This is a genomic window from Aeromonas sp. 2692-1 (assembly GCF_013085505.1).
Taxonomy (GTDB): domain Bacteria; phylum Pseudomonadota; class Gammaproteobacteria; order Enterobacterales; family Aeromonadaceae; genus Aeromonas; species Aeromonas hydrophila.
This window is the reverse complement of the sequence record NZ_CP038513.1, coordinates 4827606-4854466: the sequence shown is the minus strand read 5'-3', so window position 1 is coordinate 4854466 and position 26861 is coordinate 4827606. Positions and strand designations below refer to the sequence as shown.

Annotated in this window: 20 protein-coding genes; 11 read left to right on the top strand and 9 right to left on the bottom strand. The window is 62.5% G+C overall.

Annotation, left to right across the window (positions count from 1 at the left end):
• Window positions 1–4: 4 nt before the first annotated feature.
• The 4 genes from E5E97_RS22610 (at window position 5) to proX (ending at window position 4979) form a co-directional block, all read left to right on the top strand.
• The gene (locus E5E97_RS22610) at window positions 5–1087 is read left to right on the top strand and encodes a hypothetical protein (RefSeq protein WP_171281142.1); all 1083 of its coding nucleotides are present in this window, start codon (window positions 5–7) and stop codon (window positions 1085–1087) included.
• Window positions 1088–1636: 549 nt separating this feature from the next.
• On the top strand, window positions 1637–2833 hold the full coding sequence (gene proV, locus E5E97_RS22605; RefSeq protein WP_171281141.1) for a glycine betaine/L-proline ABC transporter ATP-binding protein ProV: 1197 nt from the start codon (window positions 1637–1639) through the stop codon (window positions 2831–2833).
• Window positions 2830–3981 carry a glycine betaine/L-proline ABC transporter permease ProW gene (gene proW / locus E5E97_RS22600; protein ID WP_171281140.1) on the top strand — a complete coding sequence of 384 codons (1152 nt, stop codon included), beginning with the start codon at window positions 2830–2832 and terminating at the stop codon, window positions 3979–3981. The genes proV and proW overlap by 4 nt, the downstream gene beginning before the upstream one ends.
• Window positions 3978–4979 carry a glycine betaine/L-proline ABC transporter substrate-binding protein ProX gene (gene proX / locus E5E97_RS22595; RefSeq protein ID WP_043120942.1) on the top strand — a complete coding sequence of 334 codons (1002 nt, stop codon included), beginning with the start codon at window positions 3978–3980 and terminating at the stop codon, window positions 4977–4979. The genes proW and proX overlap by 4 nt, the downstream gene beginning before the upstream one ends.
• Window positions 4980–5071: 92 nt before the next feature.
• Here proX and E5E97_RS22590 read toward each other — a convergent pair whose 3' ends face one another.
• From E5E97_RS22590 to E5E97_RS22580, 3 genes are read right to left on the bottom strand one after another with little or no spacing between them, the layout of a single operon-like run.
• Entirely contained in the window at window positions 5072–5878 is an 807-nt protein-coding gene (locus E5E97_RS22590; protein WP_011707138.1) for a phosphoadenylyl-sulfate reductase, read from the bottom strand.
• Window positions 5868–7580 carry an assimilatory sulfite reductase (NADPH) hemoprotein subunit gene (cysI, locus tag E5E97_RS22585; RefSeq protein ID WP_171281139.1) on the bottom strand — a complete coding sequence of 571 codons (1713 nt, stop codon included), beginning with the start codon at window positions 7578–7580 and terminating at the stop codon, window positions 5868–5870. Before cysI ends, E5E97_RS22590 begins: the two co-directional genes overlap by 11 nt.
• On the bottom strand, window positions 7580–9370 hold the full coding sequence (locus E5E97_RS22580) for an assimilatory sulfite reductase (NADPH) flavoprotein subunit (RefSeq protein WP_171281257.1): 1791 nt from the start codon (window positions 9368–9370) through the stop codon (window positions 7580–7582). The genes cysI and E5E97_RS22580 overlap by 1 nt, the downstream gene beginning before the upstream one ends.
• A 198-nt stretch (window positions 9371–9568) precedes the next feature.
• On the opposite strand from E5E97_RS22580, the gene E5E97_RS22575 reads away from it, so the two are divergent.
• Window positions 9569–10372: a PhzF family phenazine biosynthesis protein gene (locus E5E97_RS22575; RefSeq protein ID WP_171281138.1), complete on the top strand. Its 804-nt coding sequence runs from the start codon at window positions 9569–9571 to the stop codon at window positions 10370–10372.
• A gap of 116 nt (window positions 10373–10488) precedes the next feature.
• Here the strand turns inward: E5E97_RS22575 and lysS are convergent, their stop codons facing one another.
• Window positions 10489–12024, bottom strand: coding sequence for a lysine--tRNA ligase (gene lysS / locus E5E97_RS22570; protein ID WP_011707134.1), 1536 nt, complete (start codon window positions 12022–12024; stop codon window positions 10489–10491).
• Window positions 12025–12048: 24 nt separating this feature from the next.
• Window positions 12049–13147, bottom strand: a protein-coding gene (gene prfB, locus E5E97_RS22565; RefSeq protein ID WP_011707133.1) for a peptide chain release factor 2 whose coding sequence is annotated in 2 segments (ribosomal slippage) — window positions 12049–13071 and window positions 13073–13147 — 1098 coding nt in all. Because the reading frame shifts where the segments join, the coding sequence is not laid out codon by codon here.
• A 253-nt stretch (window positions 13148–13400) separates the two neighbouring features.
• On the opposite strand from prfB, the gene E5E97_RS22560 reads away from it, so the two are divergent.
• Window positions 13401–15272, top strand: coding sequence for a methyl-accepting chemotaxis protein (locus tag E5E97_RS22560; protein ID WP_011707132.1), 1872 nt, complete (start codon window positions 13401–13403; stop codon window positions 15270–15272).
• A gap of 182 nt (window positions 15273–15454) precedes the next feature.
• Here E5E97_RS22560 and gltS read toward each other — a convergent pair whose 3' ends face one another.
• Window positions 15455–16654 (bottom strand): sodium/glutamate symporter, encoded by a 1200-nt coding sequence (gltS, locus tag E5E97_RS22555; RefSeq protein ID WP_016351764.1) that lies wholly within the window; start codon window positions 16652–16654, stop codon window positions 15455–15457.
• A gap of 514 nt (window positions 16655–17168) precedes the next feature.
• Between gltS and ansA the strand changes: the two genes are divergently transcribed.
• Complete coding sequence (ansA, locus tag E5E97_RS22550) at window positions 17169–18176, top strand: asparaginase (protein WP_011707130.1); 1008 nt, start codon at window positions 17169–17171, stop codon at window positions 18174–18176.
• A gap of 227 nt (window positions 18177–18403) precedes the next feature.
• On the opposite strand, the gene E5E97_RS22545 is transcribed toward ansA, so the two are convergent.
• The gene (locus E5E97_RS22545; RefSeq protein WP_011707127.1) at window positions 18404–18697 is read right to left on the bottom strand and encodes a YeaC family protein; all 294 of its coding nucleotides are present in this window, start codon (window positions 18695–18697) and stop codon (window positions 18404–18406) included.
• A 40-nt stretch (window positions 18698–18737) separates the two neighbouring features.
• Entirely contained in the window at window positions 18738–20168 is a 1431-nt protein-coding gene (locus E5E97_RS22540; protein WP_017409322.1) for a glyceraldehyde-3-phosphate dehydrogenase, read from the bottom strand.
• 197 nt (window positions 20169–20365) lie between these two features.
• Between E5E97_RS22540 and E5E97_RS22535 the strand changes: the two genes are divergently transcribed.
• Together E5E97_RS22535 and E5E97_RS22530 are read left to right on the top strand one after the other, a co-directional pair.
• Entirely contained in the window at window positions 20366–21166 is an 801-nt protein-coding gene (locus E5E97_RS22535; RefSeq protein ID WP_039214748.1) for a DUF2989 domain-containing protein, read from the top strand.
• A 6-nt stretch (window positions 21167–21172) separates the two neighbouring features.
• Complete coding sequence (locus tag E5E97_RS22530) at window positions 21173–21730, top strand: NUDIX domain-containing protein (RefSeq protein WP_171281137.1); 558 nt, start codon at window positions 21173–21175, stop codon at window positions 21728–21730.
• 59 nt (window positions 21731–21789) lie between these two features.
• Here the strand turns inward: E5E97_RS22530 and sppA are convergent, their stop codons facing one another.
• Window positions 21790–23634, bottom strand: a complete 1845-nt coding sequence (sppA, locus tag E5E97_RS22525) for a signal peptide peptidase SppA (protein WP_043162024.1) — start codon at window positions 23632–23634, stop codon at window positions 21790–21792.
• A gap of 310 nt (window positions 23635–23944) precedes the next feature.
• Between sppA and E5E97_RS22520 the strand changes: the two genes are divergently transcribed.
• Window positions 23945–25960 carry an NADPH-dependent 2,4-dienoyl-CoA reductase gene (locus E5E97_RS22520; RefSeq protein ID WP_171281136.1) on the top strand — a complete coding sequence of 672 codons (2016 nt, stop codon included), beginning with the start codon at window positions 23945–23947 and terminating at the stop codon, window positions 25958–25960.
• Between the two features lie 106 nt (window positions 25961–26066).
• Window positions 26067–26615: an NAD(P)H nitroreductase gene (locus tag E5E97_RS22515; RefSeq protein WP_011707121.1), complete on the top strand. Its 549-nt coding sequence runs from the start codon at window positions 26067–26069 to the stop codon at window positions 26613–26615.
• The last annotated feature ends 246 nt before the right edge of the window (window positions 26616–26861 follow it).

Sequence of the window (26861 nt, the reverse complement as noted above, 5' to 3'; positions counted from 1 at the left end):
CTGTATGTCTCCTTGCCTGACCACCCTGCTCGCCCAATTTGATTACGCTTCCTGGCCCCGTTTTCCCAAGCGAGAACCCTATTGTCGTAAAAAGCTGCTAACAAGGGTTTCAAGTGAAAATTATTTTTACGATGCAGATAGACAATGGATTGATAAAACGCTCGCCAATATCCCCGTTCCTGAAGGGGATGAATACGCGGTGCTACCAATGGTCGAGAGCGTTTGCTTGGCGGAGCTGGATCACTTGCTGGGTACAAGCCTGCTGGCAGGCCGTTGGCCACAAACGGCATATCGCCGCTATCCTCTGCTCTATTGGCAACTGGTGTGTTACTACCAGATAGAGCTGTATCGAAGTAAACAATCTGGTCAATTAAAACCCGATGCTGGTTTCAAATTTCATCGTATAGGCTTTGTGGCAATGCACCTAGCTTTACTTGGTGATCGCCGTCGTTTGACTGATTGTGTGGCGTTGGCTCATAGCGCCCCGGCTATTTGCATCGCGAATGAATATATTCGCCCCTATTTTATAGAAACCTTTGCCTTGCAGCTAACAAGCCGCTTTCTGGGGTGGAGGCCCTTGCCACTGGGCGTCGACTTAGCCCAAGAACCGCTCTATCTGGCGCTGTTGACCTTGTGGGACAGTGAAGATGTAGGAACGGTGGGACACTTGTTGACCCAGGCATGCCATTTGCACACTTACGGCGGGCTCAAGGATCCCCGTTTTCATCGAGGGGAGGCGATCATCGGCTGGTGGCACTACTGGCCGCTGGAGGTACTGTTGGTATTACGCCTGCGTCAATGGGCGGGGTTGCCCTTGCCGGTAGTTCGTCATCCCCTGATGGTCGCGCCTTTTGATGTGCTGCCACCTGCGCTGGAGGATCCCGCCGAGGTGTGGCCTTATGAAGCCCTGCCGCGCCACTTTGCCACTCACTATCCCGAAGCTCCGACATTGTTGGCACAAATGTGCCAGCCCCCCGCATCCGCCGCATCCGGTGTCTGGCCTGGTCTGCACGATCTGGAGGCGGTACTGGCCCAAGGTCTCCCTAAGTGGCCACCACGGCGGGGTGATGTACTCAAGACCACATGAAAACAAGATAACAGTGACTGCGGTTACTATTGCAAAAGCTCGTACAAGGCAATTCAAAAAGGTTTCCTACTGGTTGCTAGATAACAGGGCATGGCCTGTTATCTAGCCTCGGTATTTTGCAGTCCTTTTTCACAGGGCTGTCCGGCAGGTGGGGCACTCTCATTGCTTCGCTCAACCGTCTTCCCGCATTCCCTTATCTTTTGCTTGCCTATCAATAGAGCTGTAATCATTTACCCATCCCCTCGGGCTGTGCCGGATCCTGTCTGGCGGTCCCCTCCAATCTGCCAAATTTCCACCTTTCTTGGTTTATCAAAATACAAAATCCATTAGTTGTCTAATGAGTTATTTCGTGTGGCGCGGCCTGGTTATATCAATTTATATTTTTATGTACAATCTCAATGCATTGAAAATAAACAAATTATTTGTTTTTATGTGTGCGTGGACTCTTTTGGTTCTTTTGTTTTGGTTTTAAATTACTTAGTGTTAAAAGTAATTGGCTCACGTTCGACGGTTTGCCAAGCAAGTCGTCGGCCAAGAAAAAAGGACAATATGACAGTCAAACTCGAGGTTAAATCACTCTACAAAATCTTCGGCGATCAGCCGGAAAAAGCGTTCAAATTGCTGGCGAAAGGGCATGACCGCGCCAGCATCCTGCAAAAAACCGGGCAGACCCTGGGGGTCCAGGATGTCAATCTGGCCATCGACGAAGGGGAGATCTTCGTGGTGATGGGCCTCTCCGGCTCGGGCAAGTCCACCCTGGTGCGTCTCTTCAACCGGCTGATCGAGCCGACCCGCGGCCAGGTGCTGATCGATGGCGAGGACATCGCTGCCATCTCCGACAGCGAGCTGCGTCAGGTGCGGCGCAAGAAGATCAGCATGGTATTCCAGTCCTTCGCCCTGATGCCGCACCTGAGCGTGCTGGAAAACACCGCCTTCGGGCTGGAGCTGGCCGGTGTGCCGCTGGCGGAGCGTCAGCAGAGCGCCCGCCAGGCGCTCCATCAGGTGGGCTTGGGTCAGTGGATCGATGCCTTCCCCGATGCCCTCTCCGGCGGCATGAAGCAGCGGGTCGGCCTGGCCCGCGCGCTGGCCAACGACCCCGATATCCTGCTGATGGACGAGGCTTTCTCCGCGCTGGATCCGCTGATCCGCACCGAGATGCAGGATGAGCTGCTCAAGCTGCAGGCCAGCCAGCAGCGCACCATCATCTTCATCTCCCACGATCTGGACGAGGCGATGCGCATCGGCGATCGCATTGCCATCATGCAGGACGGCCAGCTGGTGCAGGTCGGCACCCCGGACGAGATCCTCAACCAGCCCGCCAACGACTATGTGCGCGCCTTCTTTCGCGGGGTGGATCTCGCCAACGTGTTCAGCGCCCGCGACGTGGCCAGCCGCAAGCAGATGCCGCTCATCAAGAAGCACACCACCGACGGGCCGGGCAACGCCCTGCGCCAGCTCAAGGAGCAGGAGCGGGAGTTCGGTTATGTGGTGGATCGCCGGCGTCGCTTCATCGGGGTCGTCTCAGTGGAGTCGCTCGGTCAGGCGGTCAGGGCCAAAGGCAGCCTGGAGCAGGCGCTGCTGGCGGACATCCAGCCCATTCTGGCGGACACCGCCCTCAACGAACTGATCAGCCAGGTGGCGGCCGCCCCCTGTCAGGTGCCCGTGGTCGAGGAGGATGGCACTTACCTGGGCCTCATCTCCAAGGCCAACCTGCTGAACACCCTGGACAGGAGTACCCCGGCATGAAGCGGATGAATCCCCATTTTTTACTGAGCGGGCTGCTGGCCCTAGTGCTGCTGGCGAGCCCCTCCCTGCGTGCCGATGAGGCTGCTGTCGACCCCTGGGGGGCCAGTGCGGCTGCCACCGAGGTGGCCGATCCCTGGGGCAGTACCGACACTGAGGCGACCGACTGGCAGAACCAGATCGAGGCGGTTGACACCACAGCCGCCGTCGACTGGCTGGATCCCTTCCAGCAGGCGCTGGTGCCGCTGGATAGCTGGGTCGAGGGCGGCATCGGCTGGCTGGTGGATAACCTGCGGCCGCTGTTCCAGCTGATCCGAGCGCCGGTGGAGCTGGCGCTGGGCGGCATGACTCATCTGCTGCAGACGGTGCCCTCCACCCTGATGATCGGCCTGCTGACCCTGATCGCCTGGCAACTGGTGAACGGTCGCATGGCGCTGGGAACCCTGTTCTCACTGGTGGTGGTGGGGCTTATCGGCGCCTGGTCTGATGCCATGGTGACCCTGTCGCTGGTGCTGACCTCGCTGTTCTTCTGCGTGCTGATCGGGCTGCCGGTCGGCATCCTGCTGGCGAGGAGCGAGCGACTGTCGCGCTGGACCCGGCCGCTGCTGGATGCGATGCAGACCACCCCGGCCTTCGTCTACCTCATCCCCATCGTCATGCTGTTTGGCATCGGCAACGTGCCCGGGGTGGTGGTGACTGTCATCTTCGCGCTGCCGCCGATGATCCGGCTCACCATGCTGGGCATTCGCCAGGTGCCAGCCGATCTGGTGGAGGCGGCCCACTCGTTCGGCGCCAGCCCCTCCCAGCTGCTGTTCAAGGTACAGCTGCCGCTCGCCATGCCCACCATCATGGCCGGGGTCAACCAGACCCTGATGCTGGCGCTCTCCATGGTGGTGATCGCCTCCATGATCGCGGTGGGGGGCCTAGGCCAGATGGTGCTGCGCGGCATCGGCCGACTCGACATGGGTCTCGCCTCCATCGGTGGCCTCGGCATCGTGCTGCTGGCCATCGTGCTCGACCGCCTGACCCAGGCGATGGGACAGCCGGATCGCAGCCGTAGCGGCCGCTGGTATCAACGCGGCCCCGCCGCCCTGCTGCTGCGCCTGCTCGGCCGCGACAAGTCAATCGATTACAAAGGAGTAAATGCATGAGACTCATCACCAAGACGCTGACCCTGGGTTCCCTGCTGTTGAGCTCCCAACTGCTCGGCCCGCTCGCCATGGCCAGCACCGAGCTGCCGGGGGAGGGCGTGCGCGTCCAGCCCCTGCAGAGCTCGTTGCCGGAGGAGAGCTTTCAGACCCTGCTGGTCAGCAAGCTGATGGCGCGCCTGGGCTATGACGTCCAGCCAGCCCAGGAGGTGGACTACAACGTGGCCTACGCCTCGGTGGCGCAGGGGGATGGCACCTTTCTCGCCTTCAACTGGATACCGCTGCAAAACAACAAGTACGAACAGGCTGGCGGTGACAAGGTGTTCTTCCGTGAGGGCACCTATGTGGCCGGGGCCGCCCAGGGCTATCTCATCGACAAGCAGACCGCGACCCGCTACGGCATCACCAACCTGGGTCAGCTCAAGGATCCCAAGCTGGCGGCGCTGTTTGACAGCGATGGCGACGGCAAGGCCGATCTGGTGGGCTGCAACCCGGGCTGGGGCTGCGAAGAGGCGATCAACCGTCATCTGGCCGGCTTTGGTCTGACCCCGACCGTCACCCACAAGCAGGGCAACTACGCGGCGCTGATCGCCGATACCCGTGCCCGTTACCAGGCCGGCAAGCCGGTGCTCTACTACACCTGGACTCCCTACTGGCTCAGCAGCGAGCTGGTGCCGGGCAAGGACGTGGTGTGGCTGGAGGTGCCCGCCGACGGCCCTGACGCGGCCAAGACCCGGCTGCCGAACGGCAAGAACTATGGCTTCCCGGTCAACACCATGCACATCGTTGCCAACAAGCAGTTCGCCGAGGCCAACCCGGCAGCCGCCAGGCTGTTCTCCATCGTCAAGCTGCCGCTCAATGACATCAACGTCCAGAACGGCCTGATGAACAAGGGGCAGAACAAGCCGGCGGACGTGGAGCGTCATGCCGACGCCTGGCTCAAGGGCCACGAGGTGCTGGTGAACGACTGGCTGACCCAGGCGCGCGCCGCCGCCAAGTAATGAGGGGTGGAATGCCACCCTTTTGCGAAAATTAAAACGCCCGGCAGTTGCCGGGCGTTTTTTATGGGCGCCGTGCGGGTGGACAGCCTGGCTCAGATGCCGGAGCCGTCGTTCTCGCCGTTCTCCTCGTGCAGGCCGCATTCGCGCTTGAGGCCGAAGAAGCGGGTCTGCTCCTCGCTCATGCCGGGCTCCCACTTGGTGGTGGTGTGCACGTCGCCCACCGACAGGTAGCCCTGCTCCCACAGCGGGTGGTAGGGCAGGTCGAACTCCTTGAAGTAGTAGAAGACGTCCTTGTTGCTCCAGTCGATCACCGGCAGGAACTTGAAGCGGCCGCGCTGGATGGCCAGCACCGGCAACTTGCCCCGGCTGCCGGATTGCTCCCGGCGCAGGCCCGAGAACCAGGTGCGGGCACCCAGCTCGTTCAGGGCGCGGTCCATCGGCTCCACCTTGTTGAGCTGGTTGTAGCGGGTGATCCCCTCCACCCCCTGCTCCCACAAGAGGCCGAAGCGGGCCTCCTGCCAGGCCGGACTGAGCTCGGCCCGGTAGATTTTGAGGTTGAGGGCGAGCCGCTCGGTCAGCTCGTCGATGAAACGGTAGGTCTCGGGGAACAGATAACCGGTATCGGTCAGCACCACCGGCACACCGGCCCGCTCGCGGCTCACCAGGTGCAGCATCAGCGCTGCCTGGATGCCGAAGCTCGATGACAGCACGTGCTCCCCCGGCAGATTGGCCAGGGCCCAGCGCACCCGCTCGGGGGCGCTGATGGCATCGAGAGCCCGATTGATGGGGGCCAGCGCTTCGACCTGCTCCTCGCGACTCAAGGCCAGCAGGGCGTCGAGGTCGAGCCGGCCGTCGGCGGTGCGCGCCAGCCGCTCTGTATCGGTCTGATCAGGCTGCATAGAAGTCCCTCGCGGAGTCGATGACCGGGGCTATGATGCCGGCGCGGATGACGAAGTCGCCGAAGCACTCGCCCGCGTTGCGATCCTTGGCCCAGCGGCCGATCAGGGCATCCAGCTCGGTCAGGATCTGCGGCTCGGTGATGTTCTCCAGGTGCAGACGCGGGATGCGGGTCCCCTCGAGGTTGCCACCCAGGTGCAGGTTGTAGCGCCCCGGCGCCTTGCCCACCAGACCCACCTCCGCCAGCATGGCGCGGCCGCAGCCGTTGGGGCAGCCGGTGACCCGGAAGATGATGGCATCATCGGCCAGGCCGTGTTTGGCCAGCAGCCCCTCGATGTCGGTGACGAAAGCCGGCAGCATGCGCTCGGCCTCGGCCATCGCCAGCGGGCAGGTGGGCAGGGCCACGCAGGCCATGGACTGCTTGCGCTGTTCGCTCACGCCGTCATCCAGCAGGCCGTACTGGCGTGCCAGTGCTTCGATGCGGGCCTTCTCGCCGGCAGGTACGCCTGCGATGATCAGGTTCTGGTTGGCGGTGAGGCGAAAATCCCCCTGATGCACCTTGGCGATCTCCAGCATGCCGGTCTTGAGGGGCTTGCCCGGGAAGTCCAGCAGGCGGCCGTTCTCGATAAACAGGGTCAGGTGGTGCTTGCCGTCGATCCCCTCTACCCAACCGAAGCGATCGCCACGGCTGGTGAACTCATAGGGGCGTACCGGTCCGAACTGGATGCCGGCGCGGCTCTCCACCTCGGCCTTGAAGGCCTCGACGCCGACGCGCTCGAGGGTGTACTTGGTCTTGGCGTTCTTGCGGTTGACCCGGTTGCCCCAGTCGCGCTGGGTGCTGACTACGGCGGCCGCCACTTCCAGCACGTGGGAGAGCGGCACGAAGCCGAAATCGCTCGCCTTGCGCGGGTAGGTGCTGGTGTCGCCGTGGGTCATGGCCAGACCCCCGCCCACCAGCACGTTGAAGCCCACCAGCTTGCCGTGATCACTGATGGCCACGAAGTTGAGATCGTTGGCGTGGATGTCCACGTCGTTGTGGGGCGGGATCACCACAGTGGTCTTGAACTTGCGCGGCAGGTAGTTGGAACCCAGGATCGGCTCTTCGTCACCCCCCAGCTTCTCGCCGTCCAGCCAGATCTCCACGTAGGCGCGGGTCTTGGGCAGCAGGTGCTCGGAGATCTTCTTGGCCCACTCGTAGGCCTCCTGATGCAGCTCTGACTCCACCGGGTTGCTGGTACAGAGCACGTTGCGGTTCACGTCGCCGGCGGTGGCTATGCTGTCGATGCCGGTGCTGTTGAGGGTCTGGTGCATCATCTTGATGTCGCGCTTGAGCACCCCGTGGAACTGGAAGGTCTGGCGGGTAGTCAGGCGGATGCTGCCGTACAGGCTGTGATCCTCGGCGAACTTGTCGATCACCTGCCACTGGGCCGGGGTGATGATGCCGCCGGGCAGGCGGGCGCGCAGCATGACGTTGTGCAGCGGCTCCAGCTTCTGGGCGGTGCGCTCCGGGCGGATGTCGCGGTCATCCTGCTGGTACATGCCGTGAAAGCGGATCAGCTGGAAGTTGTCGCCGTTGAAGCCACCGGTGAGCGGGTCTGTGAGATCCTGCGCTATGGTGCCGCGCAGGTGATCGCTCTCGCGTTTCAGACGTTCGTTGTCGGCCAGCGGTCCTTCCACCGGTCCCGGAATCAGTTGTTTGCTCATCAATAGACATCCCTTTGATAACGTTTGGCACGACGCAATTCGCTCAAATACTCTTCTGCTTCCTCACGGCTCTTGTGGCCATGTTCCGCAATCACATCCAGCAGGGCTTCCTGCACATCTTTCGCCATCTGGTTGGCATCGCCGCACACATAGAAGTGAGCGCCTGCTTCCAGCCACTGGTAGAGCTCCTGGCCCGCTTCCCGCAGGCGGTGCTGTACATAGACCTTCTCGGCCTGATCCCGGCTGAAGGCCAGCGAGATCTTGCTGAGCAGCCCGCTCTTCACATAGCGCTGCCACTCCACCTGATAGAGGAAATCCTGGGTGAAGTGCGGGTTGCCGAAGAACAGCCAGTTGTTGCCTTCGGCCCCCTGGGCCTCGCGCTCCTGCAGGAAGGCGCGAAACGGGGCGATGCCGGTACCCGGGCCCACCATGATGACGGGGGTGTCGGGGTTTGACGGCAGGCGGAAGTTGTCGTTGTGCTCGACGAACACCCGCACCTCGGCATCTTCAGCCAGCCGATCCGCCAGGTAGGAGGAGGCGGCGCCGCTGCGCACAGTGCCGTCTTCCTGTGGGTAGCGCACCACGCCGACGGTCAGGTGCACCTCCTCTTCCACCTCGCTTTGGCTGGAGGCGATGGAGTAGAGGCGCGGGGTGAGCGGGCGCAGCAGGTCCAGCAGCTGTTCGGCTGTGAGCGCGGTCGGGAAGCGTTTCAGTACATCCACCACCTGGGCAGAGGCCACCAGCGCGTTGACCTGGGCCTTGTCGCCAGCCAGATCTTTCAGTGCCGCGTTGCCCGATATATCAGCGAGTCCTGTGATAAAGCCGCCGTGCAAGCGGGTCAGCTCCAGCTCGCGGCTGAGCACTTCGCGCAGGCTGCCGCGGGCGGTGGCCTCGTCGCCGGAGAGACCGGCCAGCGCCAGCACCTCGTTCACCAGTGCGGGGTCGTTGTCAAACCAGATGCCGAGGGCATCGCCCGGCTGGTAGCGGATGCCGGACTCTTCAAGGCTGATCTCGATGTGACGGATATCCTTGGTCGAGTCGCGGCCGGTGATCTTCTGATTGACCGAGAGTTTGGCCGGGAAGGGGTTCTCCTTGCTGTATTGGCTGTGGCCGACCGCCTGCTGTACCGCACTGGCCACGCTGCTGCCGGCGGGACCGGCGGAGAGGGTGGCGGCAATGGCATTGAGCGCCTGTTCACCCCACGCCTTGGCGGCATCCTGATAATCCACGTCCAGGCTGGCGAGCTCATGCACCCGATCGGCGCCGGCCTTGGTCAGCAGGCTGTCAAAGTCCTTGCCGGTCTGGCAGAAGAATTCATAGGAGCTGTCACCCAGCCCCAGCACGGCGAACTTGAGCCCTTCCAGCTTGCCGACCTTGCCCTTCTTGAGCTGCTCGAACAGATCGACTGCGCTCTCCGGCGGTTCACCCTCCCCGTAAGTGCTCACTACCACCAGCAGGTGGGTCTCTTTCTTGAGCTGCTTGGGTTTGTAGTCCGCCATGGAGGTGAGGGTCACCGGCAGGCCGCGCGCCTCGGCCTGCGCCTTGATGGCGCTGGCCACGCCCTTGGCGTTGCCGGTCTGGGAGCCGTAGAGAATGGTCAGATTGCCGCTGGGGGCTGTGGCGGCTGCGCCGGTTACGGTAGGCTGGCTGCCCGCCTGGGAGAGACCGTAGAGATAACCGCTGACCCAGGCCAGTTGCTGGGTATTGAGGGTCGATAGCGCCTGGCTCAGCTGTCGCTGCTGCTCGTCAGAGAGGGGAGTCAGGTTGGTCAGGGAGTCCTTCAATTGCATCACACACGTCTTCCATGGTCTGATTTTTGGTCAGGTTAAGGGGTGTGATGGATAACAACAAAGAATAAAAATGTCTTTTTTATTCTATTACTGCATTAAAAAGGCGATGGAGAGGGTCGCAAGGCGACTCAGGTCGACAGGGCTCTCATGGTATAAAGGGCGATGAATGAACCCGTATTACCCACACAGGAAGCGTGAATGTCGACCATCAGCTTGTTTCATGTCAATGCCTTCAGCCGGCACCCCTTTGGCGGCAACCCGGCGGTGGTGGCGCTGGGGCCGAGCCAGCCGGATGCCACCCTGCTGGCCATGGCGGCCGAGTTCAACCTGTCGGAGACCGCCTTTCTGGTGCCCCTTGGCCATGCCCGCTATCAGCTGCGCTGGTTTACCCCCGAGCTGGAAGTGGATCTCTGTGGCCACGGTACCCTGGCAGCGGCCCACGTGCTGTGGCAGAGGGGGGCGGTGGCAGAGGATGAGGTCATTTACTTCGAGACCCGCAGCGGCGAGCTGCTGGCCCGGCGCGAAGGGGCGTGGATCTGGCTCGATTTCCCGCGCATTGCCACGGCGCCGCTCATTCTGGATCCGGTCTATGCGGCCGCGGTCGGTTGTCAGCCGCTGCAAACCCTGGCGGCTGGCGCCAAGTTCTTGCTGGCGCTGGCCAGCGAGGAGGAGGTTCGTGCGCTTACCCCAGATTTTCAGGCCCTGCGCGCGCTGCCCGGTCGCGGCCTGATGGTGACGGCGCCCTCGCGCGATCCGGACCATGACTTCGTCTCCCGCTACTTCGCCCCCTGGGTCGGGGTAGATGAGGATCCGGTGACCGGCTCCAACCACTGCGCCCTGGTGCCCTTCTGGGCCGAGCGGCTCGGCAAACGGCAGCTGCGGGCCCGCCAGATCTCGGCCCGGGGTGGTGAGCTGCTGCTAGAACTGCAGGAGAGTCGGGTGCTGATGGCCGGTCAGGCCGTCACCTTGTGGCAGGGGGAGTGGCTGCTGCCAGTGGCCTGATAAGCGGCAAACTGGCGGTGTATTGAAGGTTCGTCAGCGGTTTGTGTCCGCCATAAAAAAAACGCCCCGCGGTGGCGGGGCGTTTTGATTGCGATGGACGGCTGTTTCTTCGGCTCTTACTTTTGTGGACGCAGAGCCGGGAACAGGATGACGTCGCGGATGGTGTGGCTGTTGGTGAACAGCATCACCAGACGGTCGATACCGATACCCTGACCGGCAGTCGGCGGCAGACCGTGTTCCAGTGCGGTCACGAAGTCGGCGTCGTAGAACATGGCTTCGTCATCGCCTGCGGCTTTCTGGTCAACCTGAGCCTGGAAGCGCTCGGCCTGATCTTCCGCATCGTTCAGCTCGGAGAAGCCGTTGGCCAGCTCGCGGCCGCCGATGAAGAATTCGAAGCGGTCGGTGACGTCCGGGTTCTGGTCGTTGCGACGGGCCAGCGGAGAAACGGCGGCCGGGTACTCGGTAATGAAGGTCGGTTGCAGCAGCATGTGCTCCACGGTCTCTTCGAAGATCGCGGTGATCACGTGGCCCAGTTCCCAGCTCTTCATCAGCTCGATGTGCAGGCGCTTGGCGACGGCGGTGGCCTTCTCCAGGGTCGCCAAATCGTCACGGGTCACATCCGGGTTGTACTTCAGGATGGAGTCAACCATGGAGAGACGCTGGAACGGCTGACCGAAATCGATGGTCAGACCCTCTTCGCCCTCTTTGGCGTAACGGATCTTGGTGTCGCCCAGGATGTCCTGCGCCAGGGTGCGCAGCATCTCTTCGGTGAGATCCATCAGATCGATGTAGTCGGCGTAGGCCATATAGAACTCGAGCATGGTGAACTCGGGGTTATGGCGAACGGAGATACCTTCGTTACGGAAGTTGCGGTTGATCTCGTAGACACGCTCGAAACCACCGACCACCAGACGCTTCAGGTAGAGTTCCGGAGCGATACGCAGGTACATGTCGATGTCCAGCGCATTGTGGTGAGTGATGAACGGACGGGCAGAAGCGCCACCCGGGATGACCTGCATCATGGGGGTTTCCACTTCCATGAAGCGCTTGTCGTTCAGGAACTTGCGGATACCGGCCACGACCTTGGTACGGGTCACGAAGGTCTTGCGGGACTCTTCGTTGGCGATCAGATCCAGGTAACGCTGACGGCAGCGGGCTTCCTGGTCGGTCAGACCTTTGTGCTTCTCGGGCAGCGGGCGCAGGGCCTTGGTCAGCAGGCGAATGTCGGAGACATGAACGGAGAGTTCGCCTGTGTTGGTGCGGAACAGGGTACCTTCGACACCCACGATGTCGCCCAGATCCCACTTCTTGAACTGCTCGTTGTAGAAGCCTTCCGGCAGGTCGTCACGGGTGACGTAGACCTGGATCTTGCCAGCCATGTCCTGCAGGGTGGCGAAAGATGCCTTGCCCATGATCCGGCGGGTCATGATGCGACCGGCAATCTTCACCCGTTTACCCAGTGCGGCCAGTTCGTCGGCGCTCTTGTCACCAAACTCGGCGTGCAGATCACCGGAAAGGCTGTCACGACGGAAGTCGTTGGGGAAGGGGTTGCCCTGGGCGCGCAAGGCGGCCAGCTTGGAACGACGCTCCTGCATCTCGTTGTTCAGATCGAGAGTTTGGTCGACTTCCGGAGTAGTGGTTTGTTCAGACATGGTGATTCCTGCTGTTCTGTTTTTTTACAGGCCTGATTTCAGGCTAGCTTCGATAAACTTGTCCAAGTCGCCGTCGAGTACCGCCTGGGTGTTGCGGGTTTCGACGCCGGTACGTAGATCCTTGATGCGCGCATCATCCAGCACATAGGAACGGATCTGGCTGCCCCAGCCGATATCGGACTTGGTCTCTTCGAGGGCTTGCTTCTCGGCATTCTGCTTCTGAATTTCCAGCTCGTAGAGCTTGGCCTTCAGCTGCTTCATACACTGATCTTTGTTTTTGTGCTGGGAACGATCGTTCTGGCACTGTACCACGACCCCAGTAGGAATGTGGGTAATACGTACCGCGGATTCGGTCCGGTTGACGTGCTGACCACCGGCGCCGGAGGCACGGTAGACGTCGATACGCAGGTCGGCCGGGTTGATCTCGATGTCGATGTCATCGTCGATCTCGGGGTAGACGAACACCGAGCAGAACGAGGTGTGGCGACGGCCACCGGAATCGAACGGGGATTTGCGCACCAGGCGGTGGACGCCGGTCTCGGTACGCAGCCAGCCGAAGGCATACTCACCGGTGAACTTGATGGTGGCGGACTTGATGCCGGCCACATCGCCTTCGGAGCATTCAATGAGCTCGGGCTTGTAGCCGTGGGCATCGCCCCAGCGCAGGTACATGCGCAGGACCATGTTGGCCCAATCCTGCGCTTCGGTACCACCGGAGCCGGACTGGATGTCGATGTAGCAGTCGGAGGGATCGTGCTGACCGGAGAACATGCGGCGGAACTCGAGATCCACCAGCTTGGTTTCCAGCACGTCGGCTTCGGCCACGGCTTCGTTGAAGGTGTCTTCGTCTTCACCTTCCACGGCCAGCTCGACCAGCATGGCCACGTCGTCGGCGCCCTGGGTCAGGGTGTCGATGGTGCCGACCACGTTTTCCAGCGCCACGCGCTCCTTGCCCAGCGCCTGTGCGCGCTCGGGTTCATTCCAGACGTCCGGCTGTTCCAGCTCGGCGTTGACCTCTTCTAGACGCTCTTTCTTGGCGTCATAGTCAAAGGTACCCCCTAAGCAGCTCGGTCCTCTCAGACAGCTCCTTAAGCTTGTTTAATACAGGATTGACTTCAAACATCGTGAAAACTCTCGGGGTCGATGTGATTTAAAAACGGGATATTCTAGCCAATTGTGGAAGGAATAAACAGGGTCGGCTGTCCTTGTGCGTGCCTCGTAGTCAATTTCTGGTGCAGTTTTCCCCAACTCGGTGGAAAATATCGCCCGCCGGCCCATTTTCCGGTTTAGTTTTGCGCCGACGGGTCGTTAATAACTACGCAGTGCTGTGCACTTTTTGGGAAATCCTGTTCCTGACCTCATAAGAAGAACGCATGATGAAAAACCTATCACTCAAGCAGAAGATACTGTTGTCGGTGGTGATCGCCCTGTCACTGGTGATCCTGCTGCTCTCCTGGCAGAGCTATACCAGCCAGAAGTCCCTGTTGCTGCAAGGCAGTCAGGAACAGGTACAACGCCTCGGCAGCCAGCAGGCCGCCAGTGTCAGTGACTGGCTCGCGGCCCGTCGCGACGTCATTCAGGCGCTCGGCAACAAGGCCGGTGCCGAACCCCTCAATGCCCTGCAACAGGCGCAAGTCTCCGGCCGCTTCCAGCTCACCTATTTTGGCGAGAGCGGCGGCAAGATGAACGACTCCGATCCTTCCATCAACCGTGACGGTTACGATCCCCGCTCCCGTGGCTGGTATCAGGAAGCGATGAGCAAGGGCGGCCTGATCGTGACCAAGCCCTATCTGGATGTGGCCTACAACATCATGGTGGTGACCCTGGCCCAGCCGGCTCAGGGCGGCGTGGTCGGTGGCGACCTCTCCATCGCCTCGCTGGTGGAAGACGTCACCAAGATGAAGCTGCCGGCCGACGGTTTCGCCATCATGATGCACAAGGATGGCACCGTCATCGCCTACAAGGACGCCGCCAAGGCGATGAAACCGGCCACCGAGATCGACAACGATCTGACCAATGCCCTGATCGAGCAGAGCAAGACCAGCAACAGCCTGGTGCCGGCCTACTTCGACAACGAAGGGCGCGACAAGCTGCTGTGGGCGGTGGACATCCCCGATACCGACTGGGAACTGGTGCTGGTGCTGGACAAGGAGACCCTGGAGGCTCCGCTCTCTTCCCTGCTGATGACCCAGCTCGGCCTGGCCCTGCTGGTGCTGGTGGGCAGCATCCTCGCCATCTCCTGGCTGGTCAGCATGCTGCTCGGCCCGCTCAGCAAGGTCTCCCAGGCCCTGGCGCGCATCGCCGACGGTAACGGCGATCTGACCCAGCGCATCAAGATCGACACCAACGACGAAGTGGGTCAGCTGGCCAACAGCTTCAACCGCTTCGTCGGTAGCCAGCATCAGCTGATCGGCAATATCCGCAAGCTGGCCAACGAGCTGAACGCCGATGCCGAGCGCAGTCTGGTGACCAACCAGGCCGCCGTGGACGAGCTGCAGCGCCAGCAGCAGGAAGTGACCATGGTCGCCACCGCCGTCACCGAGATGGCGAGCGCCACCATGGAGATCGCCGGCAACGCCGAGAACACCGCCGCCGCGGCCCAGCAATCCGCCCAGAGCAGTGAGCAGGGCAAGATGCTGGTGAACCAGACCCGTCAGTCCATCAACGGTCTGGCCGAGGAAGTGGGGCAGGCGACCGAGGTGATCGGCGAGCTGAGCCGCCACGCCCAGGCCATCTCCGGCATCCTCTCCACCATTCAGGGCATCGCCGAGCAGACCAACCTGCTGGCGCTGAACGCCGCCATCGAAGCGGCCCGCGCCGGTGAACAGGGTCGCGGTTTCGCGGTGGTGGCGGACGAGGTGCGGGTGCTGTCGCGCCGCACTCAGGACTCCACCCAGGAGATCCAGTCCACCATCGAGACCCTGCAGCAGACCACGGCCCGTGCGGTGAGCCTGATGCAGACCAGCCAGGGGCTGGCGGACAACAGCGTGAAAGACGCCGATGCCGCTGCCGCTGCGCTCGAAGAGATCACTCAGGCGGTGTCGCTCATCTCCGACATGGCGGGTCAGATCGCCACGGCCGCCGAGGAGCAGACCCAGGTGACCGGTGAGATCACCCAGAACACCACCGCCATCAAGGATGTGAGCGACGAGATCACCGCCGCCGCCATGCGCGATCTGGATCAGGCCGAGAGCCTCAAAGGCCGGGCCACCGACCTGAACCAGCAGGTCTCGACCTTTATCCTGTAAGTGTTTGAACGCGGCGAGCACGGCCGCCATGAAAAAGCCCCGCCCTCTGCCGAGTGCGGGGCTTTTTGTTTATGTGGCTCGCCGCGGGCTGTCATGAAGGGTGGGGGGCGCCGCTGGCGAGCAGAAAAGGCAGAGCCCACCAAGAGGTGGGCTCTGTTCATAGACGTCTGACGGAAAAGGAATTACAGGAAGGGCAGTGCCAGGAACAGCTTGATCACCATGGCGTTGATGATGTCGATGAAGAAGGCGCCCACCATGGGCACCACCAGAAACGCCAGGTGAGAGGGGCCGAAGCGCTGGGTGATGGCTTGCATGTTGGCAATGGCGGTGGGGGTGGCCCCGAGACCAAAACCACAATGGCCTGCCGCCAGCACGGCCGCATCGTAGTTGCTGCCCATTACCCGGAAGGTGACGAAGATGGCGTAGAGCGCCATGGCCACGGTCTGGGCCGCCAGCAGGACGAAGATGGGCAGCGCCAGGTTGGCCAGATCCCACAGTCGCAGGCTCATCAGCGCCATCGCCAGGAACAGCGACAGGCTGACGTTGCCGAGCAGGGAGACTTCGCGGTCGCTCACCTCGTGCCAGTTCAGCAGGGTCAGCACGTTGCGCAGCAGCACGCCGACGAACAGCACGCAGACGAACACCGGCAGCTCGAAGGCGCCACCCTTGAGGTAGGCAGAGAGCATCTCGCCCCCCTTCAGGCTGATGGCGATCAGCGCCAGGGTCTCGATCAGGCTGAAGGTGGTGAGCGGGCGCTCCATGTCCGGCATCTCGAAGCCTTGCGGCGCGTCATCCCGGTTGTGCTCCTCGCCGGGTACCTTCACCTTCTTTACCAGATAGCGGGCGACCGGGCCGCCGATGAGGCCGCCCAGCACCAGGCCGAAGGTGGCACAGGCGATGGCCAGTTCGGCGGCGGATTGCACCCCGTACTTCTCGGTGAAGGTGGCACCCCAGGCCGCCCCGGTGCCGTGGCCGCCGGAGAGGGTGATGGAGCCAGCCAGCAGCCCCATGTGGGGATCCAGACCGAGCAGGGTCGCCAGACCCACGCCCAGGCTGTTTTGCACCAGCAGCAGACCGGTGACCACCAGCAGGAAGGTGAGCACCGCCTTGCCGCCGCGCTTGAGGCTGGCGAGATCGGCGGAGAGACCGATGGAGGCGAAGAACGCCAGCATCAGCGGGGTTTGCAGGCTGGTATCGAACTGCAGCTCCATCTGCAGGGTGGAGCGCAGCAGCAGCAGCACCAGGGCGACCACCAGACCGCCGGCAACCGGCTTGGGGATGTTGAAGGTTCGCAGCAGCCCGACTCGGGTCACCAGCAAACGACCGAGCAGCAACACCAGGGTGGCTGCGACCAGGGTGGCGTAGGAATCAAGTTGTAGCATTCAGTACTCCCATGTTGATTGGCTGTGTCTTTCGTTGATGCAGACTCACAGATTCAGCCGGGATAAAAACAGTGTGGCTCAGGTGCCAACAAAGAAGGGGCGACATGCCCCCGCCCCACGTAAAAATGGGACCAGTGCGGGCCTGAACAGATCAGGCTTCCAGATGAGATTTATGAAAAATCGAGCGGATAGTAGCAAAAAGCACCACTTATATCCACATTTGTCAGATAAATGGTCACTCTTGATGTATCTTGTGACATTTAACACTATTGGGTTAGTCGCCGTTTAATACCGGCCGCAGGCCATTTCCCGGCTGCCATTTGGAGTGCCAGTCCCTATAATTCGGCGGTTTTTGGCCCGCCGGACGGCACTGGTGGGATGTGAGCCGGCGGCCCGGCGCGCTATCATGAGCGGGCTTTTGGCCCATGGCGAACGCGGCGGGCAGTCGATGCCGCCGTTTCGCCCCGGCTCAGCCACGATTCGCGGGTGTTGTGCCCATCAAAGAGGAGAGGGTGTGAAGAAGTCCATCTACATCGCCTATACAGGCGGCACCATAGGGATGCAGCGTTCCGACCACGGCTATGTGCCGATGGCGGGCTTCATGGAAGACTGTCTGGCGCGGATGCCCGAGTTCCATCGCCCCGAGATGCCGGATTACCATATTCACGAATATGCGCCCCTCATCGACTCTTCCGACATGACGCCGGCGGACTGGCAGCGCATCGCCGAGGATATTAAAGGCAACTACGACAAGTACGACGGTTTTGTCATTTTGCACGGCACCGACACCATGTCGTTCACCGCCTCGGCGCTCTCCTTCATGCTCGAAGATCTGCACAAGCCGGTCATCATCACCGGCTCCCAGATCCCGCTCGCCGAGCTGCGCTCCGACGGGCAGCAGAACCTGCTCAACGCCCTCTACATCGCGGCCAACTACCCGATTCACGAGGTGACGCTGTTTTTCAACAACCAGCTCTATCGCGGCAACCGCAGCAAGAAGGTGCACGCCGACGGCTTCCACGCCTTCGATTCGCCCAACTACCCGCCGTTGCTCAACGCCGGCATCGCCATCTCGCTGGAAGCGGGCGAGCTGGGGGTGCCGTCCGAGCGGCCGCTGGTGCTGCACGACATCACCCCCCAGCCCATCGGCGTGGTGACCCTCTACCCCGGCATCTCGGCCGAGGTGATCGCCAACATCCTGCAGCAGCCGGTGCGCGCGCTGATCCTGCTCTCCTTCGGGGTGGGCAATGCGCCGCAGAATCCGGCCATGCTGGCGCTGCTCTCCGAGGCCTCGGCCCGTGGCGTCATCATCGTCAACCTGAGCCAGTGCCTGCACGGCAAGGTCAACATGGGCGGCTATGCCACCGGCAACGCCCTGTCGCGGGCCGGGGTCATCTCGGGCTTCGACATGACCGCCGAGGCGGCGCTGACCAAGCTGCACTTCCTGCTGAGCCAGGATCTGCCGGCGCCGCGCATCCGCGAGCTGATGCAGCAGTCGCTGCGTGGTGAGCTGACCCCCTGACTGGTTTTCCCCTCACCCTAACCCTCTCCCAGCGGGAGAGGGGATAGATTGAGGTGGCGAGGTTTGCCATGAAGATCGCCGGCAGGTGCCCCGCTTACTGTTCGCGGGCGTGAGCCTGCTCCCTTCTCCCCTGGCGGGAGAAGGGCCGGGGATGAGGGGGATATGTCAGGAAAAAGAGAGGGGAGCCATATTGGCTCCCCTCTTTAGTTGTGACGGGCGGGTCTGACTCAGTGGTTGAGGTCGACCCGCACTATCTCTTCCTCGTCGCGATACTGACGCTTGAGCTCGCTCTTGCTTTTCATCACTATCTCGCCGTCACGGCCGATGTTCATGTGCTCGGGGTTGTCGAGGTGCATCGCCTGCCAGGCCATCACCGCCTGCAGGGAAGTGGCCTTCTGCTCGTCGGTGAGCGGCTTGCCATCGGGCCACTTGCCAAGCTCGACCGCCGTCTTGAGGCGCTCGTACACCTCTGCGGGCATCTGCCTGATTGCTTGTAGAAACTCACCTTGTTGAAACGACATCCGGCCTTCTCCTTGCACATTGAGCCATGACGAATCGGGATCAGGCCGGCAGATCCTGGCGAACCGCGCCAGCCATCTGCTCCATCACCCGCACTACCTGACAACTGTACCCGAACTCGTTGTCATACCATACGTAGAGCACACAGTGGTCCCCCTCGGCGATGGTGGCCTGGGAGTCGACGATGCCCGCAAAACGGGAGCCCACCATGTCGGAAGAGACCAGCTCGGTGCTGGCGCTGAAGTCGATCTGGCGATGCAGGGCCGAGCTCAGCGCCATCTGCTGCAGATAGGCGTTGAGGCTCTCCCGATCGGTGGTCTGTTCCAGCGACAGGTTGATGATGGCCAGTGAGACGTTGGGGGTGGGCACCCGGATGGCGTTGCCGGTCAGCTTGCCCTTGAGCTCGGGCAGCGCCTTGGCCACCGCCTTGGCGGCGCCGGTGCTGGTCATCACCATGTTGAGGGCCGCGCTGCGACCGCGTCGCTCGCCCTTGTGATAGTTGTCGATGAGGTTCTGGTCGTTGGTGTAGGAGTGGACCGTCTCCACGTGGCCGTGGCGGATGCCGTACTTGTCCTGCATCACCTTGAGCACCGGGGTGATGGCGTTGGTGGTGCAGGAGGCGGCGGAGATGATCTTGTCATCGGGACCTATCACCTCGTGGTTGACCCCGAACACCACGTTCTTCATCTCCCCCTTGCCGGGAGCGGTCAGCAGCACCCGGGCGGCGCCGCGCGCCTTGAGGTGTTCAGACAGCCCCGCCTCGTCGCGCCAGACCCCGGTGTTGTCGACGATCAGCGCATCGTGAATGCCGTAGGCGGTGTAGTCGATGTCGGCCGGGCTGTTTGCATAGATCACCTGGATGAAGGTGCCATTGGCGATGATGGCGCTGCGTTCCACATCCACCTCGATGGAGCCGTTGAAGGGGCCGTGCACCGAGTCGCGGCGCAGCAGGCTGGCGCGTTTCTCCAGATCCCCGTCACGACCGCCGCGTACCACGATGGCGCGCAGCCGCAGGGAGTTGGCGGCGCCGGTGCGCTCGATCAGCAGCCGGGCCAGCAGGCGACCGATGCGGCCAAAGCCGTACAGCACCACGTCGGTGGGGGCCGGCACGCCGCGACCCAGGGCCGGTGCCAGCTTGGCACGCAGGTAGTCGTCGATGCCGGCTTCATCCTGGTGATCCTGCCAGTAACCCACGGCCAGCTTGCCCAGATCGATCTCGGCAGCGGTCGGGTTCAGGGCCAGGATGGCTTGCAGCAGGGGAAAGCTCTGTTGGATCGGGAGGGGGGCTCCCTGGTGGCGGCGAACGACCCGGTGGGCCTTGAGGATATCGATGGTGGAGGCGTTTTGAAGCGGGCGGCCGTAGAGGGTGATCTCGATCCCCTGCTGGCGGTAGAGGCGACCGATCAAGGGTTGCATGGCTTCGGCGAGCTCCTGGCTCTCCTGCCACGCCTGCAGATAGTGCTCGTGGGTCATTAACCAGATCCTTTATTTCACGTTGTTGGGGCAAATAGAAATTCGTCGAATGCAGATCAGTGTAGGGGTGTATATTTCGTTATATTATTCTGCAGTCGCGGCCTTATACGGCGCGCGCATTGTAATGGATATGTAATCTATTTGCTAGCCAAGGGTGGCCATGGCAGGCTGCAATTGTTACCAACAAGATATGAACCATGACCCCTTTTCCAGCTCGTTCCCTGTTGTTCGGCCTCTGTTGCGGCCTGCTGCTCACCGCCTGTGACGATGACAGGATCCACAACATCTGTGCCAATTACCCGGCCCTCTGTCAGGATCTGGTGGACGACGGCTGGTGTCGTTACGAGCGCAGCGACATCATCCGGGCCCGCTACTACCTGCAGGCGGAGGGGACCGAGCGGCGCCAGTACGAGTTGATGCGCAGCCTGGAGCGTTATCTCAAATGCGCCGAACGTTCCACCAACATCGAGTACAAGCGGGCCCGCGAGCAGAAGAGCCCGCGGGTGGAGGGGATGCTGGCGGCCGGCGAACAGCTGGCCCAGCTTGATGCCGCCACCCGCAACGCCACAGATCCCTACCTGCTGCTCTGGCACTGGACCAACAACACCAACGAGCTGGCTCGCCAGCAGTTTCTGGCGCTGGAGGGGCAACCCGTGCTGGAGGAGCCCGAGCTGCAACTGGCGCTCGGCGGCATCTATGCCAAGAGCGAGCCGCAAAAGGCCATCGCGCTGATGCAGCACGCCCTCTCCCTCTACCGGGAAGGGGAGCAGGTCAACGGCCGGATCCTCACCTCCCTCAGCACCCTCTACATGGGGCAGAAGCAGTACGGGCAGGCCTATCTGTGGGGCAAGGTGAGCGAGTCGTTCCAGAATGCTGCCGAGGTATCGGCCACCCGTTTCAGCCTCTATCACTCCCTGAGCAAGCAAGAGCAGGAGAGCCTGGACAGCCAGGCCGCCACCCTGGTCGAACAACTGAAAAGCGGGACCTATCGTCCCTGAACCCTGATGAACCACATTGAACCTCTGGCCAGCGACTGGCCACACCCCTTCGACATCCGGCTCACCCACGGCCGGGTCAACACAGATGGCCGCCAGCTGGAGCGGGTCACCGTCAGGGCCGTCGTGCTGCGTGGCGACCAGCTGCTGCTGGTGCACTCCCGGGTCAACGGCGATCTGATGTTTCCCGGTGGCGGCATCGAGCACGGGGAGTGTCACCGCACGGCCCTCGCGCGCGAGCTGCGCGAGGAGTGCGGCGCCGAGCTGGTGGCGGTCGATGCCCTGCTCGGCGAGACGCGGGAGTACCGGCCGGCCCGCGAGGCCGACTACGACGCCTACTGCATCCGCTCCTTCTACTACCTCTGTCAGGTGGGGGAGGCGTGGTGCGAACCGCAGCCCCAGCCCTACGAGATAAGGCTCGGTTTCACCCCCGGCTGGTTCGAGCTGGCCGAGGCGCTGCAGACCAACAAGACCCAGCTGGCGGGCCCTTGCCCGCAGTGGACGGTACGGGAGACCCGGGTACTGGCTGAGTTGCATCACTGGCACGGTGCCGGTCTGCTGGGCTGAACGCTGCCCGATCCCATAAAAAAACCGCCCCAAGGCGGTTTTTTTGCGTTTGCTGCCGCTCAGGGCGTACAGACCGGGCAGAGGGCGTAGGTGCCCTGCGGGTCGTTGAAGCGAGTCAGCGGGTCCAGGCTGCGGTTCACTTCCACCAGCGCCTTGCCAAGCCCGGCCGGCAACCAGCTCTGCAGGTGGGAAGCGAGCACTTGGGCGCTGCTGTCGAACAGCTGGCGCAGGAACTTGTCTTTGGCCGACTCTTCCTGCTCGATGGGGGTGACCTGCCACTCCTTGAGGTTGGCCAGCTCGGCCGCCGCCTTGATGGCCGCCTCCTGATCGCCAAACTCGTCCACCAGGCCCAGCGCCTTGGCATCCTGACCGGTCCAGACCCGGCCCTCGGCCGCTTTCTCGGTCTCTTCCGGGCTCAGGCCACGGCCCTTGCTGACCAGACCGACGAAACGCTGGTAGGTATCTTCCACGCTCAGCTGGATCGCCTGGCCGACGTGTTCCGGCAGGGCACGGGTCAGGCCGACGCCGACATAGTCGGTGGTGCCGACGCCGTCGGTGTGCACCCCGTACTGGGAGAGCGCCTTGTCGATAGTGGCGAACATGCCGAACACCCCGATGGAGCCGGTGAGGGTGGTGGGGGAGGCGAAGATCTTGTCCGCATCGGCGGAGATCCAGTAACCGCCGGAGGCGGCGTAGCTGCCCATGGAGATCACCACCGGCTTGCCGGCCTGCTTGAGGGCCAGCAGCTCGGCGCGGATCTGCTCGGCGGCGAAGGCGCTGCCGCCAGGGCTGTCGACCCGCAGCACCAGGGCTTTCACCTTGTCGTCGCGGCGGGCATCGGCCAGCAGGTCGGCGAGGCTGTCGCCGCCGATGGTGCCGGCAGGCTGGACGCCATCCATGATGGCGCCGCTGGCGACGATGAGACCCACCTCATCCTTGCCGCTCTGGGGATACTGGCTCGGAATGGCGGCCAGGTACTCCTTGAGGCCCACCCCCTTCCAGCCGTGGTCATCGCTCTCGCCCACTTCCTTGATCACCGCCTGGGTCATCTCGTCGCGGGTCGCCAGCTGGTCCACCAGACCGTTGTCGAGGGCGTAGTTGGCGGCATTGCCGCCGGCCTTGCGCAGCAGCTCGAGGAAGCGATCCTTGCCCGGTGCCACGGCGTCCGGTTCGATCTCCCGCTGCTCGGCCACGTCGGCCACGTAGGATTGCCACAGCTGATCCAGCCAGCGCTGGTTCGCCTCCTTGCTCTCGGGGGACATCTCGTCGCGGGTATAGGGTTCGACGAAAGACTTGTAGGTGCCGACCTTGAACACGTGCGGGGTGATGTTGAGCTTCTCCAGCGCCGACTTGTAGTAGGTCTGGTAGACGCCGAGCCCCTCGATGACCACAGCGCCGCTCTGGTTGAGCAGCACGTGATCGGCGTGGGCGGCCAGCAGATATTGGCCCTGGGTGTAGAAGTCGGCCATGGCGATGACCGGCTTGCCGCTCTCCTTGAATGCATCGATGGCGCTCGCCACCTCCTGCAGTTTGGAGAAGCTGGTGCCCTGCAGCCCCTGGGGCTTGATCACCAGCGCCTTGATACGATCGTCATCCTTGGCGCTTTTGATGGCCCACAGCAGATCGGAGAGGACGATCTCGCTGGGCAGCTCGTCGCTGTTGTCCACCTGGCGCAGCAGCTGTACGGTGGGATCGGTCTGCGAGCGCTGTTCCACCAGCACACCGGAGAGATTGAGGGTGAGGGCCCCTTCGATGGGGGCGCTGGGCGCCTCTTTCTGGCTGACGCTGAAGACGATGATCAAGACCACGACGAGAAACAGCAGATTGACCAGCATCAGCCGGGTGAAATTGAGCAGGCGCCACAGGCTGCGAAACAGCCAACCCAGACCTTTGAAAATAGACATAGTCGCGTTATCGCCCTGTTAATGGGGAGGGAAGCGCCATTATTAACCAGTTGGCCGGTGAAATGCCATTTCCGCTTGGACAGGATCGGAGCCCGGTCGTTCGGAACACGTCTGTTCGCCGAAAAATTGTCCAAACATTTGTTTGAAAAAGCATTTTCGATTCTTTACTCTAGCCTCGGTTTGATAACAAAAAATTAACTGGAGGCCCTGTGAGCCGCCCACGCATCCAGCTGCCGTGTCTTGGGCTTGAGTCCGGACGGTGGAGGATGGGCGTGGTGCCATCCAGCCCGGCCTCGAAAAGGAGTTCATGATGAGCCGTTACCCGACCCTGCTGACCCCCCTCGATCTCGGCTTTACCCAGCTGCGCAACCGCGTGTTGATGGGATCCATGCACACCGGCCTCGAAGAGGAGAAGGGGGGCTTTGACAAGCTGGCCGCCTTCTATGGCGAGCGGGCCCGGGGCGGGGTCGGCCTCATCGTGACCGGCGGCATTGCCCCTAACCTGCGTGGCCGGTTGGTGCCCCACGGCTCCCAGCTGAGCTTTCCCTGGCAGGTGGCCAAGCACAAGAAGGTGACCAGTGCGGTGCATCAGGAGGGGGGCAAGATAGCGCTGCAGATCCTCCATGCCGGCCGCTACGCCTATCATCCATTCAGCCTGGCGCCGAGTGCCCTCAAGGCGCCCATCTCCCCGTTCAAGCCGCGCGCCATGAGCGAGCGGCAGATCCGCGGCACCATCCGTGACTTCGCCGCCACCGCGCAACTGGCCAGGGCGGCCGGTTACGACGGGGTCGAGGTGATGGGCTCGGAAGGCTATCTCATCAACCAGTTCATCTGCGAGCGCACCAACAAGCGCACCGATGGCTGGGGTGGCAGCAGCGAAAACCGCATGCGCTTCCCGGTGGAGATTGTCCGCGCCATCCGCGAGCGGGTCGGGCCGGATTTCATCATCATCTTCCGCCTCTCCATGCTGGATCTGGTGGAGCAGGGCTCCTCCCTGGAGGAAGTGATCGCCCTTGGCAAGGCGCTGGAGCAGGTGGGGGTCACCCTCATCAACACCGGCATCGGCTGGCACGAGGCGCGCATTCCCACCATCGCCACCAGCGTCCCGCGCGGCGCCTTCAGCTGGGTGACCGCCGAGCTGAAAAAACACCTCAAGGTGCCGCTTATCACCACCAACCGCATCAACACCCCCGAGGTGGCCGAGCGCATTCTGGCGGGCGGCGAGGCGGATATGGTCTCCATGGCGCGCCCCTTCCTGGCGGACCCCGAATTTGTCATCAAGGCCGCCGAGAACCGGGCGGACGAGATCAACACCTGCATCGCCTGCAACCAGGCCTGCCTAGATCATGTCTTCAAGCAGAAGCGGGCCTCCTGTCTGGTCAACCCGCGCGCCTGCTTCGAGACCGAACTCACCTTCGGCCGGGTGCCCCAGCCCAAGAGGCTGGCGGTGGTGGGCGCCGGTCCCGCCGGGCTGGCGTTTGCCTGCTACGCCGCCGAGCGCGGCCATCAGGTGAGCCTGTTCGATCAGGCGAGCGAAATCGGCGGCCAGTTCAACTTCGCCAAGCAGATCCCGGGCAAGGAGGAGTTTCACGAAACCCTGCGCTACTTTGCCAGGCGGCTGGAGAAGTGCGGCGTCGAACTCTATCTGGGTCAGCGCCAGAGTGCCGAGAGCCTCTTGGGCGGCGGTTTTGACGAGGTGATCCTCGCCACCGGCATCCGCCCGCGCACCCCCAACATTCCGGGTATCGAGCATGCCAAGGTGATGAGCTACCTCGATGTCTTGCGGGATCACAAACCGGTGGGCGAGAAGGTGGCGGTGATCGGCGCCGGCGGCATCGGCTTTGACGTGGCCGAATACCTGGTAGAGGGCAAGGGGGATCGCAGTCGCGATCACTGGCTCAAGGAGTGGGGCATCGACAAGCAGCTCGGCGAGCGCGGCGGTCTGATGGCCCCGGTGATCGACGCCCCTGAGCGCCAGGTCTGGCTGCTGCAGCGCAAGGAGAGCAAGGTGGGCGACGGCCTTGGCAAGACCACCGGCTGGATCCACCGCACCGTGCTCAAGAACCGCAAGGTGGAGATGCTCTCCGGCGTGCAGTACCTGCGCATCGACGATGAGGGGCTTCACATTCAGGTGGGCGAACAGCAGCAGTGCCTGCCGGTGGATCAGGTGATCATCTGCGCCGGACAAGAGCCGCTCAAGGAGCTGCAGGCCGGTCTGCAGGCGGCGGGCAAACCGGTACACATCATCGGCGGGGCCGACGTGGCCGCCGAGCTGGACGCCAAGCGCGCCATCCGCCAGGGGGCCGAACTGGCGGCGGTCATCTAGTCGACGGGCCGCCACGTATTGCGACAAACCCCTGATGCTCAGGGGTTTTCTTCATCTGGTGCTGTGCTAAGGTAGCGCCATCATAGCCCCTGACAAGGAACTGCCCATGGATGCCCTCCACCTGTTACTGAATCGTCACTCCTGTGGTCGTCTGGCCGAGCCCGCCCCGAGCGGCGAGGTACTCGACAATATCCTCAAGGCCGGGCTGCGGGCGCCGGATCACGGCACCCTGACCCCCTGGCAGTTCATCCTGTTCGAAGGGGAGGGGCGCGAACGGCTCGGCACCCTGCTGGCACAGGCCGCGCGCAGTCGCGGCGAGGATGAGGAGAGCATCAAGAAGTGTCAGGAGGCCCCGCTGCGCGCACCGCTGCTGATCGCGGTGGCAACCCGCTATCAGGAGCATCCCAAGGTGCCGCGGCTGGAGCAGGAGCTCTCCGCCGGCTGCGCCCTGATGGCGATGCAGATGGCGGCCCAGGCCCAGGGCTTCAACGGCATCTGGCGCTCCGGCTGGTTCATTTTCGACGAGCAGATCAATGAAGGGTTGGGGCTGACACCGGAGGATCAGCTGGTGGGCTTCCTCTACCTTGGCACCCCCATGCTGGAGGCCCGCAAGCTGCGCGAGCTGCCGGTGAGCGAGTTCGTGCGCCGCTTCTAGTCTGCTTCATTACCGGCAAGGCCCTGACTCGTCAGGGCTTTTTTGTTTCTGGTGGCGGGCTGTACTGATATTTGGAAGATTGCCAAGAGGGAGGCCGTGGCTGGCAGGGAATTTTTTAAATAGTGAGATGCCGTTCTCAATCCTGGTTTATTACGCTATGTAAAACGTTTGCGCCTCGTTAATATCCCTGTGCCAGTTTAGAAGGTGACCCCTTCTAATTTTCTGCGATGAGAGTCGCAATTCCGT

Excerpts from the sequence above, each read along its gene's own strand:
- lysS (WP_011707134.1), bottom strand. The coding sequence starts at position 12,024 with ATGTCTGAACAAACCACTACTCCGGAAGTCGACCAAACTCTCGATCTG.
- cysI (WP_171281139.1), bottom strand. The coding sequence starts at position 7,580 with ATGAGCAAACAACTGATTCCGGGACCGGTGGAAGGACCGCTGGCCGAC.
- E5E97_RS22545 (WP_011707127.1), bottom strand. The coding sequence starts at position 18,697 with ATGTCGTTTCAACAAGGTGAGTTTCTACAAGCAATCAGGCAGATGCCC.
- E5E97_RS22580 (WP_171281257.1), bottom strand. The coding sequence starts at position 9,370 with ATGCAATTGAAGGACTCCCTGACCAACCTGACTCCCCTCTCTGACGAG.
- E5E97_RS22530 (WP_171281137.1), top strand. The coding sequence starts at position 21,173 with ATGAACCACATTGAACCTCTGGCCAGCGACTGGCCACACCCCTTCGAC.
- E5E97_RS22520 (WP_171281136.1), top strand. The coding sequence starts at position 23,945 with ATGAGCCGTTACCCGACCCTGCTGACCCCCCTCGATCTCGGCTTTACC.
- E5E97_RS22610 (WP_171281142.1), top strand. The coding sequence starts at position 5 with ATGTCTCCTTGCCTGACCACCCTGCTCGCCCAATTTGATTACGCTTCC.
- E5E97_RS22535 (WP_039214748.1), top strand. The coding sequence starts at position 20,366 with ATGACCCCTTTTCCAGCTCGTTCCCTGTTGTTCGGCCTCTGTTGCGGC.
- E5E97_RS22540 (WP_017409322.1), bottom strand. The coding sequence starts at position 20,168 with ATGACCCACGAGCACTATCTGCAGGCGTGGCAGGAGAGCCAGGAGCTC.
- E5E97_RS22575 (WP_171281138.1), top strand. The coding sequence starts at position 9,569 with ATGTCGACCATCAGCTTGTTTCATGTCAATGCCTTCAGCCGGCACCCC.
- sppA (WP_043162024.1), bottom strand. The coding sequence starts at position 23,634 with ATGTCTATTTTCAAAGGTCTGGGTTGGCTGTTTCGCAGCCTGTGGCGC.
- E5E97_RS22515 (WP_011707121.1), top strand. The coding sequence starts at position 26,067 with ATGGATGCCCTCCACCTGTTACTGAATCGTCACTCCTGTGGTCGTCTG.
- proW (WP_171281140.1), top strand. The coding sequence starts at position 2,830 with ATGAAGCGGATGAATCCCCATTTTTTACTGAGCGGGCTGCTGGCCCTA.
- E5E97_RS22590 (WP_011707138.1), bottom strand. The coding sequence starts at position 5,878 with ATGCAGCCTGATCAGACCGATACAGAGCGGCTGGCGCGCACCGCCGAC.
- proX (WP_043120942.1), top strand. The coding sequence starts at position 3,978 with ATGAGACTCATCACCAAGACGCTGACCCTGGGTTCCCTGCTGTTGAGC.
- E5E97_RS22560 (WP_011707132.1), top strand. The coding sequence starts at position 13,401 with ATGAAAAACCTATCACTCAAGCAGAAGATACTGTTGTCGGTGGTGATC.
- proV (WP_171281141.1), top strand. The coding sequence starts at position 1,637 with ATGACAGTCAAACTCGAGGTTAAATCACTCTACAAAATCTTCGGCGAT.
- gltS (WP_016351764.1), bottom strand. The coding sequence starts at position 16,654 with ATGCTACAACTTGATTCCTACGCCACCCTGGTCGCAGCCACCCTGGTG.